The 16,547-nt window shown below is 33.9% G+C and carries 16 protein-coding genes and 1 other annotated feature; of the genes, 1 reads left to right on the top strand and 15 read right to left on the bottom strand.

Going from position 1 to position 16,547, the window contains the following annotated elements; translation table 11 throughout:
* Window positions 1–338 precede the first annotated feature (338 nt).
* The 13 genes from LAB100_RS07195 to LAB100_RS07255 form a co-directional block, all read right to left on the bottom strand.
* On the bottom strand, window positions 339–1,811 hold the full coding sequence (locus LAB100_RS07195; protein ID WP_119326520.1) for an MFS transporter: 1,473 nt from the start codon (window positions 1,809–1,811) through the stop codon (window positions 339–341).
* Between the two features lie 59 nt (window positions 1,812–1,870).
* The gene (locus tag LAB100_RS07200) at window positions 1,871–2,155 is read right to left on the bottom strand and encodes an ArsR/SmtB family transcription factor (protein WP_119326521.1); all 285 of its coding nucleotides are present in this window, start codon (window positions 2,153–2,155) and stop codon (window positions 1,871–1,873) included.
* Between the two features lie 292 nt (window positions 2,156–2,447).
* Entirely contained in the window at window positions 2,448–2,645 is a 198-nt protein-coding gene (locus LAB100_RS07205) for a PspC domain-containing protein (RefSeq protein WP_371851214.1), read from the bottom strand.
* 12 nt (window positions 2,646–2,657) lie between these two features.
* A complete protein-coding gene (locus LAB100_RS07210; RefSeq protein ID WP_119326522.1) occupies window positions 2,658–2,846 on the bottom strand; it encodes a PspC domain-containing protein in 189 nt (62 codons plus the stop codon).
* A gap of 81 nt (window positions 2,847–2,927) precedes the next feature.
* Window positions 2,928–3,344, bottom strand: coding sequence for a hypothetical protein (locus LAB100_RS07215; protein ID WP_119326523.1), 417 nt, complete (start codon window positions 3,342–3,344; stop codon window positions 2,928–2,930).
* A gap of 76 nt (window positions 3,345–3,420) precedes the next feature.
* Entirely contained in the window at window positions 3,421–4,239 is an 819-nt protein-coding gene (locus LAB100_RS07220) for a helix-turn-helix domain-containing protein (protein ID WP_119326524.1), read from the bottom strand.
* A gap of 178 nt (window positions 4,240–4,417) precedes the next feature.
* Window positions 4,418–5,248 carry a MetQ/NlpA family ABC transporter substrate-binding protein gene (locus tag LAB100_RS07225; protein WP_119326525.1) on the bottom strand — a complete coding sequence of 277 codons (831 nt, stop codon included), beginning with the start codon at window positions 5,246–5,248 and terminating at the stop codon, window positions 4,418–4,420.
* Window positions 5,249–5,873: 625 nt separating this feature from the next.
* Window positions 5,874–6,710 carry a MetQ/NlpA family ABC transporter substrate-binding protein gene (locus LAB100_RS07230; protein ID WP_119326526.1) on the bottom strand — a complete coding sequence of 279 codons (837 nt, stop codon included), beginning with the start codon at window positions 6,708–6,710 and terminating at the stop codon, window positions 5,874–5,876.
* 56 nt (window positions 6,711–6,766) lie between these two features.
* Window positions 6,767–7,002, bottom strand: a binding site (T-box leader).
* A gap of 3 nt (window positions 7,003–7,005) precedes the next feature.
* Window positions 7,006–7,695: a methionine ABC transporter permease gene (locus tag LAB100_RS07235; protein ID WP_119326527.1), complete on the bottom strand. Its 690-nt coding sequence runs from the start codon at window positions 7,693–7,695 to the stop codon at window positions 7,006–7,008.
* Window positions 7,696–7,698: 3 nt separating this feature from the next.
* Complete coding sequence (locus LAB100_RS07240; RefSeq protein ID WP_119326528.1) at window positions 7,699–8,757, bottom strand: methionine ABC transporter ATP-binding protein; 1,059 nt, start codon at window positions 8,755–8,757, stop codon at window positions 7,699–7,701.
* 6 nt (window positions 8,758–8,763) lie between these two features.
* Complete coding sequence (locus tag LAB100_RS07245; protein ID WP_119326529.1) at window positions 8,764–10,098, bottom strand: M20/M25/M40 family metallo-hydrolase; 1,335 nt, start codon at window positions 10,096–10,098, stop codon at window positions 8,764–8,766.
* Between the two features lie 35 nt (window positions 10,099–10,133).
* Window positions 10,134–10,958: a MetQ/NlpA family ABC transporter substrate-binding protein gene (locus LAB100_RS07250; protein ID WP_119326590.1), complete on the bottom strand. Its 825-nt coding sequence runs from the start codon at window positions 10,956–10,958 to the stop codon at window positions 10,134–10,136.
* Between the two features lie 684 nt (window positions 10,959–11,642).
* Entirely contained in the window at window positions 11,643–12,317 is a 675-nt protein-coding gene (locus LAB100_RS07255) for a LysM peptidoglycan-binding domain-containing protein (protein ID WP_119326530.1), read from the bottom strand.
* Window positions 12,318–12,523: 206 nt separating this feature from the next.
* On the opposite strand from LAB100_RS07255, the gene LAB100_RS07260 reads away from it, so the two are divergent.
* On the top strand, window positions 12,524–13,120 hold the full coding sequence (locus tag LAB100_RS07260; RefSeq protein ID WP_126322030.1) for a YitT family protein: 597 nt from the start codon (window positions 12,524–12,526) through the stop codon (window positions 13,118–13,120).
* A gap of 88 nt (window positions 13,121–13,208) precedes the next feature.
* On the opposite strand, the gene LAB100_RS07265 is transcribed toward LAB100_RS07260, so the two are convergent.
* Window positions 13,209–16,139, bottom strand: a complete 2,931-nt coding sequence (locus LAB100_RS07265) for a hypothetical protein (RefSeq protein ID WP_119326532.1) — start codon at window positions 16,137–16,139, stop codon at window positions 13,209–13,211.
* Window positions 16,087–16,494 (bottom strand): hypothetical protein, encoded by a 408-nt coding sequence (locus LAB100_RS07270; protein WP_119326533.1) that lies wholly within the window; start codon window positions 16,492–16,494, stop codon window positions 16,087–16,089. Before LAB100_RS07270 ends, LAB100_RS07265 begins: the two co-directional genes overlap by 53 nt.
* Window positions 16,495–16,547: the final 53 nt, after the last annotated feature.

The following is a 16,547-nucleotide window of genomic DNA, read 5'->3' on the forward strand; positions in this document are numbered from 1 at the left end:
TCCTCCGCAACGAAGAAAATTGGACTAGGTTCTTATTATATTAATTTTTATTTCAAATATCTTTTTAAACATAAGAATTCAAAAATTTCTATAACAACAAAAGAGTTAGGGACATAAATCCTAATTCTAAAAAAATACGATAGGAAATCCATATTTAATGGATATTTCCTATCGTATTTTTTAAATATTCCCAATTAGCAATTTTACGTTTGTCCTTATGATATGAGCGTGTCAATTCTTTTTCGTACATTCCATATGGAATAAGGTAATCAGCCTCTAGTTCATCAATAAATAAATTGGTAATTCATTTCACTGCCGTTTTGCACGTTTATTCTTCATTATTTTATAATCTGTTTATTCTTATCATTGAAATTAATAATCAAAATAATTATAAACAATATGATGGTAGCAATAAATACCGAATGCATACCTTCCAAAATAATTTTGTCCATTACGTGATCGATGTTAGAACTTAACAATAAGTTCTGCCCAGAACTGATAAATTGGTTTACCAGTTTGAAACTAATATCGGTATGTCCCGACAATGAATGATTGATCGACAAATTAAAAATCAAGCCAAATATACCAGTCATTACTGTTTGTCCAAGTGTCCGACCCAGCGTCAACATTGACGATGCAGTACCAATTTCTTTTTCTGCCACAATCTGTTGAGCAATTAAAATATTCATTGTGATCACAATTCCTAAGCCAGTACCGGTCACACCGGCAATCAAATAGAACATAAACATTGGAAAGCCGACTTTAGCAAAAATTAATGGAATATAAAACAACATTTGAATAAACACAATTGGTAAAGTGATTCTTTTTGGCGTAAATCTTTTAACTAAGGAACCAACAAAAAACGATGCCATCAACCACATCACCGGACTTGGTGTGACCGCTAACCCGGCAACTGATGCCGGTACTTTGTAGATAGCTTGTAACCAGATGGGAAAATAAATTTGGAAAGCAATCTGCATCCCACTCAAAAGAGAAGCAGTTAAAATCTCAATTGTAAATAGTTGTTTATCAAATAATTTCAAAGGAATGATCGAATCGATCGCTTGTTTTTCGACTCTGAAGAAACCAATGGCGAAGAATCCCAAAATAACTGTGATAATTCCCACCAAAGTCAAATTCAATCTCTGATTTCCTAACATCTGAAATAAAATCAGTAATGCTACTAAAGTACCTGATAAGCTGATAATACCTTTTACATCAATTGGTTTCTTATTAACAGTTCGTTGATTTTCTTGTAAGCCAAGCAGAACTAATATCAACACAATAATTCCGAGTGGTACATTGATAAAGAAGATCCAGTGCCAATTTAACTTATCTACGATGAAGCCACCAATCAGGGGTCCCATCAGTGCAGAAATGCCCCAAGCAGTATTATTCAAAGCCAACATGCTGGAACGTTTTTCATAACTGAATAAATCGGCAATGATGGTAAATGTTATCGGCATAATGGCTCCAGCACCGATACCTTGAATAGCTCTAAACAAGATTAAATAATAAATGTTATCAGCTATCCCACAAAGAAATGAACCTAATGAAAAAACAATTACCCCTGTAACAAAAATTGGTTTTCGACCAACACGATCTGAAAGTTTCCCGTAAATTGGTGTACTGACAGCAGTTGTTAATAAATACATGGCAAAGACCCAACTCTGCATCGATAACCCATTCAATTTACTGATAATCGTTGGTAAAGCCGTCGTCACGATTGTTGTTTCTACCGATGTCATAAAGGTAGCGATAAAAATAGCAATCATAATCATTAATAAATTCGATTTTTTATTCTCTTTCATACTATTCGCATCTTTCTATAGTTTGATAACTAACGAACTATGAATCAAAAAAATATGAACTAGAGTGTTTCTAAAAAGCCTGGCAAATAGATCTTAAAAGTCACCAGATTGATCGACAAATATTTATTTTGACCTTCTCTTCTAGTATTAGTCAATCCCACCGAACGCAACAATTTAAAATGATATGAAACCGTCGATTTACTGATATTCAGTTTTTCGCCCACTTCGCTACAAGTCATTTCTCGATGAGATTTATAGAGGATTCGAATCATTTGTAATCTATTAATATCTGAGAGAACTTTAAAAATCTCGGTTCGTTTATTATCTTCTTCTATTGTTTTCATAAGCCAATCATAGTTTAAGATATCCTTTCTTACAATTCCTTGTTACCGTTTCTGAACAAGGCTATTATTCGTTAGCCTTGATATAATAAGATTTATAATCGTCATTGATAGACTGAATGTCAAAAAATTGCTTGAGATATAATTAAATTCATCCCTACCATTGCAGCATAAAAGCGTAACAAGAACACAGCTTCTTCCGCCTAATCCAAATAAAGACGGTAACTCAAAATCGAGTTACCGTCTTTATTTATATTAATACTCGGAAGCTAATCGTATTTTGTCCCACTTGCTTTTAATTTGTTTCGGGACTTTCCATTAATAGTAACAATACTAAGTAAATGATGATTCCAGGAAAAGCTGGCGTCAATGTCAAAGCAACATATAGAATTCTACCAATAGCGGGATTCCAATCATACTTTTCACAGAATCCTGCAATAACTCCACCTAGAATTTGATTATCTTTTGATCTTCTTACAGGAATATGCATCATTATCAACCTCTATTAATATTCAGGATTTTCCATTAACATCCAAAGTACCAAGTAACCTATGATACCGGGAAATGGCGTCAAACTTAAGATTACCCATAAAACACGGGCTAGATTAACATTCCACTGAAAATGTTCAGCTAATCCTCCGATTACACCTGCAAAAACTTTATCATTTTTAGAACGTCTAATTGGAATATGCATAAGCTATTTCCCCCTTTTCATCTATAGATATATAATAATTTATTTATAAATATTAGTACATCTATTCCACTTACAAATAGCTTACACTTTCGTCACATTCTCCAAAAGTATCTTTAAACTTTTCAAATTACGATTAAAAGCATTCTTAAGGATTGGTGCGAACAGAATTAATGGTAAATCACTATTTTCAGATACATAAAAGGTTTCTTTCAAAATAGTTGCTTCTTTTTGAACATTCAATTCAAAAATCAATTGATATTCTAACTTTCCACCGGTACTTTGATAAATCACTTTATCTTCAACCTGACTAATGGTTAATTTTTCCACCGAATTAATAGCCGCTACTTGGCGATAAATGACAAAACTATTATCGGTTAAAGGTTTTAACTGAGCAATGGCCGGATTCCAACGGTATAATTGTTCCACATTTAATAATGAATTTTTAACTGTTTCTTTAAATGTTTTAATTAAGGCTTCGTTAGTAAAAAGTTTTTTCATAAGTAGTTCCTCCATCAATTTGATGGCCCTATCTTACAAAAACTCTGCGTCAATAAAAAATCAGTATTCTGATATTTTAAAAATCTTGAAATATTTGTTCATTATACAATTCACTAAAGAGGTCTTTTCGACGGTTAGCTTCCAGTCGTTCATCATCTTGATGTGCCTCTTGAGCCAAACGAGCCATCAAAAAGTAACAATTTGCTAACATATAATGCGAATCATGTTTGGCAATAAACCCTATTCCATCAACTAAATAAGCCGTTGAATCCTGATAATCGTTTAGTTTGAAGTAAATCAAAGACGCCATGTAATAAATGATATTTTGATTTTCATCGTAAGAAAATTCATTCCAATTACGAAAAGCTAGATCAATATTATCGACGGCTGCAGTTTTTTTATTTTGAAGTGAATAAATGTACCCAATTGCCAAATATGCCAGACGTGACAATGTGTCAAGATGCAAATGATTAACTTCTGTTAACGATAATCTTAACGACTGGATAGCCGAATCTAATTTATTAGTTTGCAATTGGGCGACACCCAAATAATAGTAATAAGCCTGCAATTGATGGCTTGTCTTAAGATTATTCGTCACTTTGTCACCTGACAAAAAGTCCAACATCTGTCTATATTGATGTGCATTACATAATTGATCGACTTTTTCATTAAAGTCGGTATCCGAACTAATGTCGTAATTAGTGGCTAAACTAATTTCATTCAAATCAACCCCTAGTTTATTTGCCAGATTGATCAAAAGATTAGCATTGGGAATATAGACATCATTCTCAATCGCCGACAACATGGATTGGGCACAAACTCCCTCTGCTAATTCTTTTTGCGTCATTTTTTTACTTTTACGTAACTCTTTTAAGACTGCCCCTAAATTCTTCATATACTTATCCCTGACTTCTTCATTTGATTACCTATCTCAATTTTAGATTAAATTACTAATAAAAACACAGAAAAAGATTTTATTAATTTAAAATTTGGACAATCAAAAAAGTATCCACTAAGATTATATGATGTTTTTTTAACACATCATCTTCTTAATAGATACCTTCTATTTAGATTTATTGAAGTACCTTGTATGTCCAAGCAGGACTTTCATAACCATGGAACTTCTTGGTGATCAGATCAGCAACTTCCTTAGTATGATAAGCCTTAACAATCTTCTTAAAAGTAGGATTGTTCTTATCCTTCGCATTTGCTGACAAAATATTAACGTATGGTTTTGACTTAGCCGTAATCTTCTCTCGATAGATTGCTTTGTCAGGATTCAACTTAGCATCACTAGCAACACCGCTGTTAACACAAGCTGCAGTGACATCATCAAGTGACTTAGCAGTTTGACCCGCATCCAAAGAAGAAATTTTAATTCCAACTTTGTTCTTCTTAATATCTTGTAAATTAGGAATCTTGGCATTATCCAATTCAATCAAACCAGCACTTTCCAGTAACTGTAACGCACGACCTTCATTGGTGACATCATTAGGAATCGCTACTCGATCACCCTTTTTTAATTGCTTTATATTAGTTATTTTCTTGGAAAATAGTGACATCGGTGCAATCACTGTTGTCCCTAGGGTTACAATATTAGTCTTGTGTTTCTTATTCCAATCGGCTTGAAAAGTATATGTTTGAAAATCATTCATATCAATTTCACCGTTAGCCAAAGCCGTATTTGGTTGACTATAATCAGAAAATTGTACGATTTTGATTCTGATACCTTCTTTTTTAACAATCTGTGCAACCCGCTCCAATTCTGGATCATTGGCTCCACAGATACCAACTTTGACAACTTTTTCTTTACTCGACTGATTGCCCCCACAACCAGCTAAAATGAACAAACTAAGTGCGGTAATGAATATTAACAATATTCCCTTAATTCGATTCTTTAGCATGATTTCCTCCTCAAATTGAAAAGGCATCCCCTCTGCTTAATAGAAATGCCTTCTTATGGCAAAACAATTAAAGCAAAAACTGGTTCTTATTCAAATTCAGGTACAACTAATACTAACTGAGTGTATTGAAGTATGCCGTCGTCCGTGAAAGCTCTGTGGACGCTGGAACGTAGTGGACGCAGATTTGAGCTAATGAAGTTCACATTATCTCAAATACTGGTCTTGTTCTAAGTGGGTTCCCCACTAAGAACAATTTCACTACTGAGCATCCACAGAGCTTTCACTACCGACTAGTTTTTTATCTCTAATATTACAAATAAAATTTGCAGTGTTCGAAACTTTTTAGTCCCATATAATCGAATAAAGACTCTGAATTTTCTATGGTCAGATTTAAAAATAACTAATCAAGAAAATAATAAACTAGTCCGGAGCAACAAAGAAAATGGGCTCAGTAGTGAAATTCTACTTAGTGGTTTACCACTTAGTAGAAGGCCGAGATTTGAAACAATTGCGAACTTCAATTGGTTCAAATTCGCGCCCACTACGTTCCAGCCCAATTTTCTTTGTTGCGTAGGACGGCAATCCTACAATAATAACTGATCTTGAATAAGAATCAAAAACTATTCTAGTTTAGAACTTTATAATTCCAAGCTGCGGTTTCGTAACCGTTATAATCCTTTTGGATTTCTTTAGCAATATCTTCTGTTTGATATGCTTTAACGATTTTTTTATAAGTTTTATTATTCTTATCTTTAGCATTGGCTGAAATTATATTAACGTATGGCTTTGATTTGGCAGTAACCTTTTCACGATAGATAGCTTTTTTAAGATCAAGTTTAGCGTCACTGGCAACTCCACTGTTAACGACTGAAGCTGCGACATCATCAAGTGACTTTGCAGTTTGAGCGGCATCCAAAGCTGAGATCTTCAAGTTCAATTTATTTTCAGTAACATCTTTCAAATTAGGAATCTTTGCACTGTCTAACTTAATCAAACCAGCACTTTCCAACAATTGTAAAGCACGGCCTTCGTTAGTGGCATCATTAGGAACAGCAATCTTGTCGCCCTCTTTTATTTGGCTTACGCTAGTAACTTTTTTGGAGAATAAAGCCATTGGAGCAATAACGGTTGATCCAATTGAAGTAATATTTGTGTGGTGCTTCTTATTCCAATCATTTTGGAAAGTTAAAGTTTGGAAAGAGTTCAAATCAATTTCACCCTGAGATAAGGCTGCATTAGGTTGATTATAATCGGAAAATTCAACGATCTTAATGTTGATGCCTTCTTTTTTAACCTTTTTGGCAACAGCATTCCAAACCCGATTATCGGATCCAGTAACTCCAATTTTAACTGTCTTTTCTTTATTGCTGCTGGCTTGGCTATTTCCACAACCTACCAAAGCAAATAAACTAAATGTGGCAAGTGTTAACAAAACTATTTTTTTAATGATATTCTTTTTCATTATTTTCTCCTCCTCAACTAAAAAAGACGCCTCTAACCAGACAACTAATTGTCCTAGATAGAAGCGCCTTTTGCGCGGTACCATTCTATTTCAAAGACAAACTTACATTTATCTTTCTCAAAAACATGCAATGCATGTGTGTATGATAATGGATACCAGCCATCATTCTCTAAAATATTCAGGAATGCCAATCACGAATCATTTTCATCTACTAATTTGACCTCATCACAGCAACCGAGGCTCTCTGTACAAATTATGGTAAGTAAATTACTCTATCGCTCAATTTGTTATTTTATTAATGTTCCAATTTACGAACGGCAAAATCACCAAGTCCTTGAATAACGAAAACCAGTACCAAGATGAATAACATAGATACAATAGTAACGTCATTTTCAAAACGTTGATATCCGACAGCAATGGCCATATTACCAAGGCCACCACCACCAACGGCACCAGCCATGGCAGTTAAACCAATCAAACTAATAATTGTTAAAGTTCCTGAACGAATCAATTCTGGTAAACCTTCACGCAGATAAACTCGGAAGATGATCTTCATTGGAGAAAGTCCAATAGCCTCAGCAGCTTCAATAACTCCAGGGTCAACTTCAACCAAAGCCAATTGTACTTGTCTGGCAAAGAATGGGGCCGTACCGATAACTAACGGAACTAAAGCACCAGTAGGTCCAATTGTTTGTCCAACAATCAACTTCGTAAATGGTCCAATTACAGCTAGTAAGATAATGAATGGAATTGATCTAAATAGGTTAACTAGTTTGTCTAAAGTAGTATAGAAAACCTTGTGTGGTGTAATACCATCATCCGCTGTAACAACTAGTAAAATACCTAAGATAATTCCAATAACTCCAGCAAATAAAGCACTGACGAAAGTCATATATAATGTTTGCCAAATTGCGACAACGAAACCATTATCGCCTTCCCAGTTGGCGACAACATTCGGTAAAAACTTATTAACTAAATCTGCCATGATTTATTTACCTTCTTTCTCTAAACTAATTTCTTTTACGTTTACTTTTAAGCTATTCAAATATTGAATTGCCTGTTCAACTTTATCATCTTCACCCGTCAAAGCGAAAAGCATGATTCCGACAGTAGTATTTTGCAATCTTTCAATATTACTGAAAAGAATATTAGCTTCAACTTTGAAACGTTTATACAATTCAACGACAATCGGTTCATTTGTGGAATCACCAATATAATTTAGTTCAATCAAACGACCAGATAATTTATTAACAATACCGCTATCTCTAATTTCATCAAGAACTGATCCAATATGAGTTGATGTATTAACAAAGTCTTTTGTAAGTTGCTCTTTAGGGCTACCAAAGATAGTTAACAAACTACCTTCTTCAATCAATTGTCCATTTTCCATAACTGCAACTTTATTACAAATTTGTTTGATAGCATCCATTTCGTGAGTAATGATAACAATCGTAATACCTAATTCATCATTCAAACGACCTAATAAGTTCAAAATTTCAGTCGTTGTCTTTGGATCTAGAGCACTCGTAGCTTCATCAGAAATTAATATTTCTGGATCATTAGCTAAAGCACGGGCAATCGCAACACGTTGCTTTTGACCACCTGATAATTGTGATGGATAGTTTTGAGCACGATCACTCAAACCAACAATTTCAAGTAAACGATCAATTTTCTTCTTACGATCAGCCTTACTCAATCCTGAATCTCTCAATGGAAAATCAACATTTCCATAAACAGTTAGAGAATTCATCAAATTAAAGTGTTGAAAGATCATTCCAATATTACGACGAGCTTTACGTAAATCCTTTTGACTTAGTTTGAGCATGTCTTGGTTATTAACAATTACGGAACCAGATGTTGGTTGTTGTAACAAATTAATTACACGAACCAAAGTACTTTTACCAGCACCAGAGTAACCAATAACACCAAAGACGTCACCTTTTTTAACATCAATTGAAACATTTTTAACTGCTTCAATTGTTTTACCTTCATTATGGAAGGTAACGTCGATATCTTTTAGCTGAATTATCCCATTTTGTTCTGCCATTTATTACTACTCCCTTAATTTACCCAAGAATTGATCGAAGAAATCGATGAAATCTAGATAATCTTGAATTCTAATATTTTCATTTGGTGCATGATTACCAGCCTTAGAATAACTAACACCTGTTGAAACAATTGAGGCATTGGTATACTCATTTACTAACTTCATAGGACCAGTACCAGGACTTGAAGGTAAAGCCTCAACTTTATCTTCACCGCCAAAGAAGTCTTTGGCTGTACCAATCAATTTATTAACAATTGGACTATCAAGATCCCAACGATATCCCTTTTCGCCAAGTAGATACTTAACTTTGATATCGGTAAATCCTTGATTGTTCAAATATTTCGTTAACTTATCAAATAAATCATGTGGATCTTGATCGGGAACTAAACGAAATTCCAATTTAGCTGTAGCAGCCTTAGGAGTAACGGTTTTGACACCTTCACCTTCCCAGCCACTGCTAATTCCTTCTATATTAATAGTTGGATTAAATGTCAAATTGTAATTAACTGATTTATTCTTCAACAATGGAACTTTTAAATCCCACTTTGATTTCAAATCAGGTGTGGTAGCTTTGTTGACCAAATCAATTTCCTTTTGAGTTGGTTCTACAACATCATCATAAAAACCAGGTATCTTAATGTCACCATCTGGAGTTCTCAAAGCATCAAGTGCTTGTGCTAATCTCCAAGTAGCAGAATCAACAACTGCTGCGAATGATGAATGAAGATCAATGCTTGCAGAAGTGGCTTCAAGTTCAAAGCAAAGAACGCCTTTATTTCCACCAGTGAAATTAAATTGTTCTTGTTCGTTCTTGTAACCTGATTCCCAAATTACCAAATCAGCAGCCAAAAGATCATGATATTTCTTTAAATAATCTTCTAAGTGACGACTAGCAACTTCTTCTTGTCCTTCGACTAAGAATTTGATGTTGCAAGGAAGATCACCATGTTCTTGACGATAGATTTTGAAAGCGGCGATTCGACTGATCAAATCAGCCTTACAATCAGAAACTCCACGTCCAATAAATTTATCATCAGTGATCTTTAGTTTAAAGGGATCTGAATTCCAAAGTTCAAGCGGTTCTGCTGGTTGAACATCGTAGTGATTGTAAATCAGAATCGTGGTATTGCTTGGTTTCTTTGGTTTAATTTCCGCGAATACTAATGGATATTCATATTCGTCCCAAACTTGAACGTCTGCCCCGAAGTCTTCTAAAAGACCTTTGAGGAATTCGGCTGTCTCAGTAATAGATTGATTTTTTGCTGAAACGGATGGTAGTGCGATATATTTCTTTAAATCTTCAATCGAATTCTGAATTAATGGATCTGATAATTTTGACATTAGAAAACCTCCTCATTTTTGAAACGTCGTTTTAATTAAAGTTTTGCATTCCAAGCTGGAATTTCGTTTCCGCCATAGACCTTCTTGATTGCTTTTTCGACATCTTTGCTTTGGAAAGCTTTAACAACTTTCTTGTATGTCTTATTATTCTTATCTTTCTTTTGGGCAACGATAATATTGATCCAAGGAATTGAGTTTTTGTTAATTTTTTCTGTAACGACAGCCTTCTTAGGATTCAACTTAGCATCGTTAGCAACGTTACCATTAACGATAGAAGCTGTGACGTCGTCCATTACACGAGCAGTTTGTGCTGCATCAACTGTTGTGAATTTCAAATTTAATTTGTTTTCTTTAATATCTTTAACTGATGGCAATGTCTTGCTATCATCTAATTTTAAAATACCGTTATATTCAAGTAATTGTAATGCACGAGCTTCATTTGAAGCATCATTAGGAATGGCAAGTTTGTCACCATCTTTTAATTGACTAAGCTTCGTGATTTTCTTTGAATATAGAGCCATTGGTTGAATAACTGTCTTACCAATTGATACTAGATCTGTATGATGTGCTTTGTTCCATGAATTTAGAAAATCTGTATGTTGATAAGCATTGATATCAACATCGCCTTGGTTCAAGGCTGTATTGGGTTGGTTATAATCACTGAAAGTTTTAATCTTTAGATTAATACCTTCACTTTTAACATTCTTTTGAACAACCTTCCAAATTGTTTCATCTGATGGATTAATACCAACAGTTACAGTCTTACCACTGTTTTGATTTCCACAGCCGGCTAATACAAAAATAAATAGTGCTGTAAAAGCTAATAAAATGATCTTACCGAACTTCTTAAATTTACTCATATCTTTACTCATATCTTTCTCCCACCTTAACTAATACTTAATCAACTGAAAATATTTATAGAAACAAAAAAACCGCTTCTAAATCAAACCCACTGGGTTCAATGTTAGAAGCGGCTTTCCGCGGTACCATTCTAATTCGGAATAAATTTACACTTATCCCCTTAACAACGTACAAAATCTCTATACGCGTGTACTGTAAAGGGTACCAACCATTGCATCTTTATCCGAAGATTCAGCGCACCAATCACGGGTCATTTTCATTCAAGTCGTTGCCCTCATCTCAGCAAATAGAGGTTTTCTGTACAAACGAGGTTGAATTACTTCCCCCGATCAAATTGTTTAATAAATATCTCTTTGTTAATCGTTGGTTAGATAATACAATCTAATTTTTGAAATGTCAATCAATAAAAATAAGTTTTTTCAGTCCTTTTTCTAATTTTTATTTTTAATGCCAAAGGGTATTTATAACATGATATTTATATAAATGCCGTTGTTACTACGATTGTAGAGGTCCGTCGTTATGCGTTTTATAACGTCAAAACAATATATTTCTAGAAATAAAAAATTTAAAAATTTATTTTCATTTAGATTTTTTCATTAGAAAAATTAGATATTTATTAAAAAAGAGTAACTAATCTGAATTCAGATAGTTACCCTTTTACAATTGTCTTATTAATTTTTAAATTATGATACTACTTCAACAGAAGCTGTTGTAACACCATATGATGGGATTGATGAACTAGGCATAGCAACATCTAATTGTTGCGAATTTGAGTTAGCAAATGTACCTGTATCATTAACTGTTCTATACATTACAGTACCGTCAGCCAAAGTAATCTTCAATTGTGTACCCTTAGGGAATACTGAAAGATTAGCGGCAACACCACTATAACCCATATTTGAACCTAAAACGGCTGGATCATAAAATGAAATCTTGAATGTTCCTTGAGATGTTCCAGTTGAACTTGTTGACTGAGTTGTAGCTTGTGAAGTTGTATCTGTTGTTTGTTGTGTTGTGTCTGTTGTTGCAGCACTTGCATCAGTAGTGTCAGTTGCTGCTTGTGTATCTGTTGTTGAATTTGTATCAGCAGATGTGTCTGTATTTGTTGTTGTAGCACCAGGTAAAGTAATTGTTTCACCTGGGAAGATTAAGTCAAATCCGCCAACTTCACGTCCGTTAGCTTGTTCTAGAGCAGAAATACTAATACCATTAGCCTCTGCGATACTCTCATAAGTATCACCCTTTTCAACTGTTACACTACTACCATTTGTAACGGCAGCTTGTGCTGTTTGAGTTGAAGCAAGAATTCCTGTTAAAGCCATTGTACTTACTAAAGCGATAGATAAAACTTTTTTCATAAATTAATTACATCCTTATATTTAAAATTGTTTAGCTCTCTCAATTGCTATGATGCTATACTAACAGCTCAGTGTTACATAACAACGACCTCAAAGTTACATTTTTCGGATTTTATGTAATCTAAGTAATGCTATTGAAATATTTATATTTTAAGTAATAAGGACTTTTATTGCTATGGCTATATATTCATGATATAGTTATATGTATGAAGAATAAAAAGAGAATGTCCTCAAAACTACTAATAATGTTAGTTGCTTTGGAACTTATCGCATTTAGTTTAAATATGTTCTTCGAGCCGCATAGTATTGCTGCCGGTGGAGCGACCGGTATTGCGATACTCTTGCAAGCAGGATGGAAAATCCCAACCTTCATCTCGGTTCTTGTCATAAATATTGTGATGTTAGTACTGGCTTACTTACATTTGGATCGTCAAACAACACTAAAATTGACGTTAGGAAGTTTCATGCTTCCGTTGTTGTTATATATCACTCCCGTTTATAATTTAATTCCGAATAGTAGATTAATCTCTATAATAGTAGGAAGTATTATTTTTGGAATTGGTTTAGCAATTTTATATACATTAAATATGTCTAGTGGTGGAACAACCGTCCCACCGATGATTATTCACAAAAACTTTGGAGTTGATAAATACATCAGTCTGTTCATTATTGATGCTATCGTCTGTTTAGGAAATATTGCTTTAACTGATATCATTTCCTTCCTATTAGCAGTTATGTCAGTTGGCATTTCTAGTCTGGCTATCAAAGGATTTGGAATCTTTCATCAAAAACATATTGCATAGTAAAAGGCGCACATATCAAAGCAGATCGTGTTTTGACATATGCACCTTTTTTTATTTGGTCTTAATTTAACTATAAATATTCTACATATTAATTATTAGGAATTCCATCAATAGCATTCCATGTCATTTTTCCAGAATAGACACCTGGTTTAAGATTGCTTCCATTTGCATTCATCAACCATTTTCCTGGTCCTACAAATTCAGTAAGAGAATTACTTCCCAATTTATTAAATCCGGCACTATTCAACATTGCACCACTATCATCTACAGGAATCCACCTACCAGTATCCATTTGTTTAATGAACAATAAGCCCTCACTATCAGCTTCTTGAAGCCTACTATCACCATTTTTTATTGCTGAATTTCCTGAAGGATCATATGAAACAGATACTTGATAATATGGGTCATTGGTATAATTCATAAAATTAAGCTCACCAACTGTTTTTACGTTGCCAATATCATTTAAATCATAAGGAGTATGAGTTCCAAAATCTATATCACTAGGTGTTTCTTCAAATCCTAACCAATCCTGCGGCTCTATCGTTGATACGTTTGCGTACATCATCGTACTACCACCGTCTTCCAAAATATATGGCATATATTGAATTTCTGAAGGTGCATTCTGAGTTATTTTGGCTTTAAAACTTAGAGTTACACTCTGACCAGAATCAATTTCTTTTATGTCAGGTATGCTGTCAATATCCTTATAATTATTACTTGATCCATCAGAAGAATTTGTGACATTTACGCTGTCATCTATCAAGCTTAGACTAGATGGTATTTTACCCGCAAAAGAACCTCCCTTGAAACTTCTGCTACCATCTTTCACGCCAAAGATTATTTTGTAATCTATAATATCGCCATACTTAGCAGTTATTGAATTTGAAAATTTATCATCTGGATCACTATCTTTTTTTATTTGATTAGTAAAATTAGTTTTCAAAACATCAGGCTCTACACTAATTTTCTTACTATCGGTTTTCGTAATGTTTGCTCCATAACTACCGTTAGCAAACCCATTGATATCCTTACCACTTGCTGAAGCCTTATTTATTAACGGACTAAGTCCTGAACTAGGATCGCCAGCAATAGGATCAATAGTTGTATTGTAATTTAAAGATAAATTATCTCCTTCTGACAAATTAGTATCCGTGCTAACAGTTAATGTTATACTGCCATCGGAATTTTTATCATATTTCACATCAGTAGGACTTTGTACATCTTCGTTATTTAGCTGTAATTTTAGACTTGCTTTATCAAGATCTAATCCCTTAGGAATAACATCTTTAAAAATGATAGGTCCCCACTTACTATGTTTTACATTGCCCTTATTCTGAGCAGTTAAAGTAAAATTCAATATATCATTTATCCTATTTTTATTATCTCCTCTAGAACTTTCCGTAACATTTTTAAAAACCTTATTAAAAGATGGAGTACTGGGAAAGTTATCCGATTCTACACTAAATGGAGTGGAAGAAATACTGGCTGAAGCAGTTGGCTTAGGATCATTGGGTTTAGAAAACACATTCATATCTATACCAGTAGCACTTGCATCCGACTTTGAAATAGTTCCACCTCTTGCGGCACTGTCAATTTCTGTATCATAAGTTAATACTTCTGCTCCCGTGCCAATATACGAATTACTATATGAACGAACTGTTAATAATCTACTAGAAATATCGTAATCATAATTGGATTTTGGAACTGAATATGCTGTTTCACTTCCAAACTTAAGTTTTAATGAGCTAAGATCAATATTTAGTCCATTGGGAATCTTTATTTTAAATACTAGAGCCCCCCATTTAGCATCTGGATTTCCATTTTGTGCTGTCCAAGAAAAAGAAACTCTATCATCAACATGATATGGTCCTCCAGTCATTGACCCACTCAATCCTGGTTCAACCTTATAACTACTAATAGCCATTTTAGAATTAGCCGATGAAGTTGCTGCATCATCATTCTTAGTTACGTAGTTACTACCTTTTAAACCATATGTAGCATAAGCTTCACCATTCATCTTAATGTAGTAAGGATTACTACTACTTGGATCCAAATAGTTATTCAAAAAACTCTCATTTGCTAACTGATCCTTAGTTATGTTGCCAGTAAATGTAAAGGTATATTGCTTATTGACCAAGGTCGATAGGCTTTTTGCAGTTGCTGTATAATTGCCATTACCGACTTTTTCTAAATTAAAAGCACTAGTAACATCTGTACCAGCAGAATTTTTAATTTTCAGACTGACTTCATCTGAATTCAAATCACTTGGTATTTTGAAATGTAAGGCATAATTATCTAAATAAGTGTCACTCGGTTGTGATGGAAATGCCTGAATGACATTCCAACTAATCTTGTTCTCTCTATCCGAATTATCATTGGTAATTCCAATTACATCTGGTGAAGCAAGTAATATTGGAGATGCCGATGTCGTTTGAACATTATAAAAAGCAAGACCTTCAAACATATAGAAAGTAACGTTCATACTACCATTTGAAGAGGTATATAGTTCTGAAAAATTATTATATTTATATTCAAAACCACCAGGTGAATTGGCCGTAATAAAAAGACTTCCATGATTATATGAATTTATATTATATAGATCTGAATATCCGGTACCAGCTTGGCTACCAGTTGCTGTTCTTGCAGAATTAGGAACTCTTCCCCCTTGAAAAACATCGGGATCCATGTAAACGGCTTTACGATAAGATAGCTTTCCATGATTCATAGTTCCACTAATTCCCTTTATAGGATCCTTGGTATTAGATTTAACATATTCAATATTATTATTAATGTAAGAAGATGCTGTTGCGGTTATATATGTATACATAAAGTTAGTATCATCACCAACTTTTGCCAAAGTTAATCGCTGAGTGGCACTTGACAAATTAACATTTCCACTTAACTTCTTGTTCTTTGCAAATAGAGTATAAAGGATATCAACACTCTGCCCCTTGTAATATCCAACGTTAGCTATACGATACGTTACCGGTCCAATCTGATCCATGCACGATTTTAGCATAGGTAGTACTGGCAGTGGCGGCGGCTAAGAAGGTTTCTGTTCCATCCGGATTAACAATATAATACTTTGTATCAGCGGTTAAAACGGGAGCAAAAGCATATTTACTATCAATGGGTTCATTGACGGAATATATGTCTAAATTCTTCAACGTAGGAGAATTATTATTATCTAATAACTGACCCCAAGAACCATTACCATTAGAACCAGAAGAAAGTCCAGGATTTCTATCAGGTTCAACAACCGTATCGGGAGTGGGCAACAAAGAATCTGCCAAAACCTTTTGGTAATTTGAAAAAGAAAGAATTAGAAATATAAGAATAAGACCTAAAAAAGAAAAAAAACTTGATTTTTTCATTAAAATGCCCCCCTTTTCTATATATATGGGGTATTATAGAACAATTGTGTGCA

The sequence above is a fragment of the Companilactobacillus musae genome (assembly GCF_003967595.1).
Classification (GTDB): domain Bacteria; phylum Bacillota; class Bacilli; order Lactobacillales; family Lactobacillaceae; genus Companilactobacillus; species Companilactobacillus musae.

What these genes read in the sequence shown, in the direction of transcription:
- LAB100_RS07195 (WP_119326520.1), bottom strand. Translation starts at nt 1,811, where the DNA reads ATGAAAGAGAATAAAAAATCGAATTTATTAATGATTATGATTGCTATT.
- LAB100_RS07200 (WP_119326521.1), bottom strand. Translation starts at nt 2,155, where the DNA reads ATGAAAACAATAGAAGAAGATAATAAACGAACCGAGATTTTTAAAGTT.
- LAB100_RS07205 (WP_371851214.1), bottom strand. Translation starts at nt 2,645, where the DNA reads ATGATGCATATTCCTGTAAGAAGATCAAAAGATAATCAAATTCTAGGT.
- LAB100_RS07210 (WP_119326522.1), bottom strand. Translation starts at nt 2,846, where the DNA reads ATGCATATTCCAATTAGACGTTCTAAAAATGATAAAGTTTTTGCAGGT.
- LAB100_RS07215 (WP_119326523.1), bottom strand. Translation starts at nt 3,344, where the DNA reads ATGAAAAAACTTTTTACTAACGAAGCCTTAATTAAAACATTTAAAGAA.
- LAB100_RS07220 (WP_119326524.1), bottom strand. Translation starts at nt 4,239, where the DNA reads ATGAAGAATTTAGGGGCAGTCTTAAAAGAGTTACGTAAAAGTAAAAAA.
- LAB100_RS07225 (WP_119326525.1), bottom strand. Translation starts at nt 5,248, where the DNA reads ATGCTAAAGAATCGAATTAAGGGAATATTGTTAATATTCATTACCGCA.
- LAB100_RS07230 (WP_119326526.1), bottom strand. Translation starts at nt 6,710, where the DNA reads ATGAAAAAGAATATCATTAAAAAAATAGTTTTGTTAACACTTGCCACA.
- LAB100_RS07235 (WP_119326527.1), bottom strand. Translation starts at nt 7,695, where the DNA reads ATGGCAGATTTAGTTAATAAGTTTTTACCGAATGTTGTCGCCAACTGG.
- LAB100_RS07240 (WP_119326528.1), bottom strand. Translation starts at nt 8,757, where the DNA reads ATGGCAGAACAAAATGGGATAATTCAGCTAAAAGATATCGACGTTACC.
- LAB100_RS07245 (WP_119326529.1), bottom strand. Translation starts at nt 10,098, where the DNA reads ATGTCAAAATTATCAGATCCATTAATTCAGAATTCGATTGAAGATTTA.
- LAB100_RS07250 (WP_119326590.1), bottom strand. Translation starts at nt 10,958, where the DNA reads ATGAGTAAATTTAAGAAGTTCGGTAAGATCATTTTATTAGCTTTTACA.
- LAB100_RS07255 (WP_119326530.1), bottom strand. Translation starts at nt 12,317, where the DNA reads ATGAAAAAAGTTTTATCTATCGCTTTAGTAAGTACAATGGCTTTAACA.
- LAB100_RS07260 (WP_126322030.1), top strand. Translation starts at nt 12,524, where the DNA reads ATGAAGAATAAAAAGAGAATGTCCTCAAAACTACTAATAATGTTAGTT.
- LAB100_RS07265 (WP_119326532.1), bottom strand. Translation starts at nt 16,139, where the DNA reads ATGCTAAAATCGTGCATGGATCAGATTGGACCGGTAACGTATCGTATA.
- LAB100_RS07270 (WP_119326533.1), bottom strand. Translation starts at nt 16,494, where the DNA reads ATGAAAAAATCAAGTTTTTTTTCTTTTTTAGGTCTTATTCTTATATTT.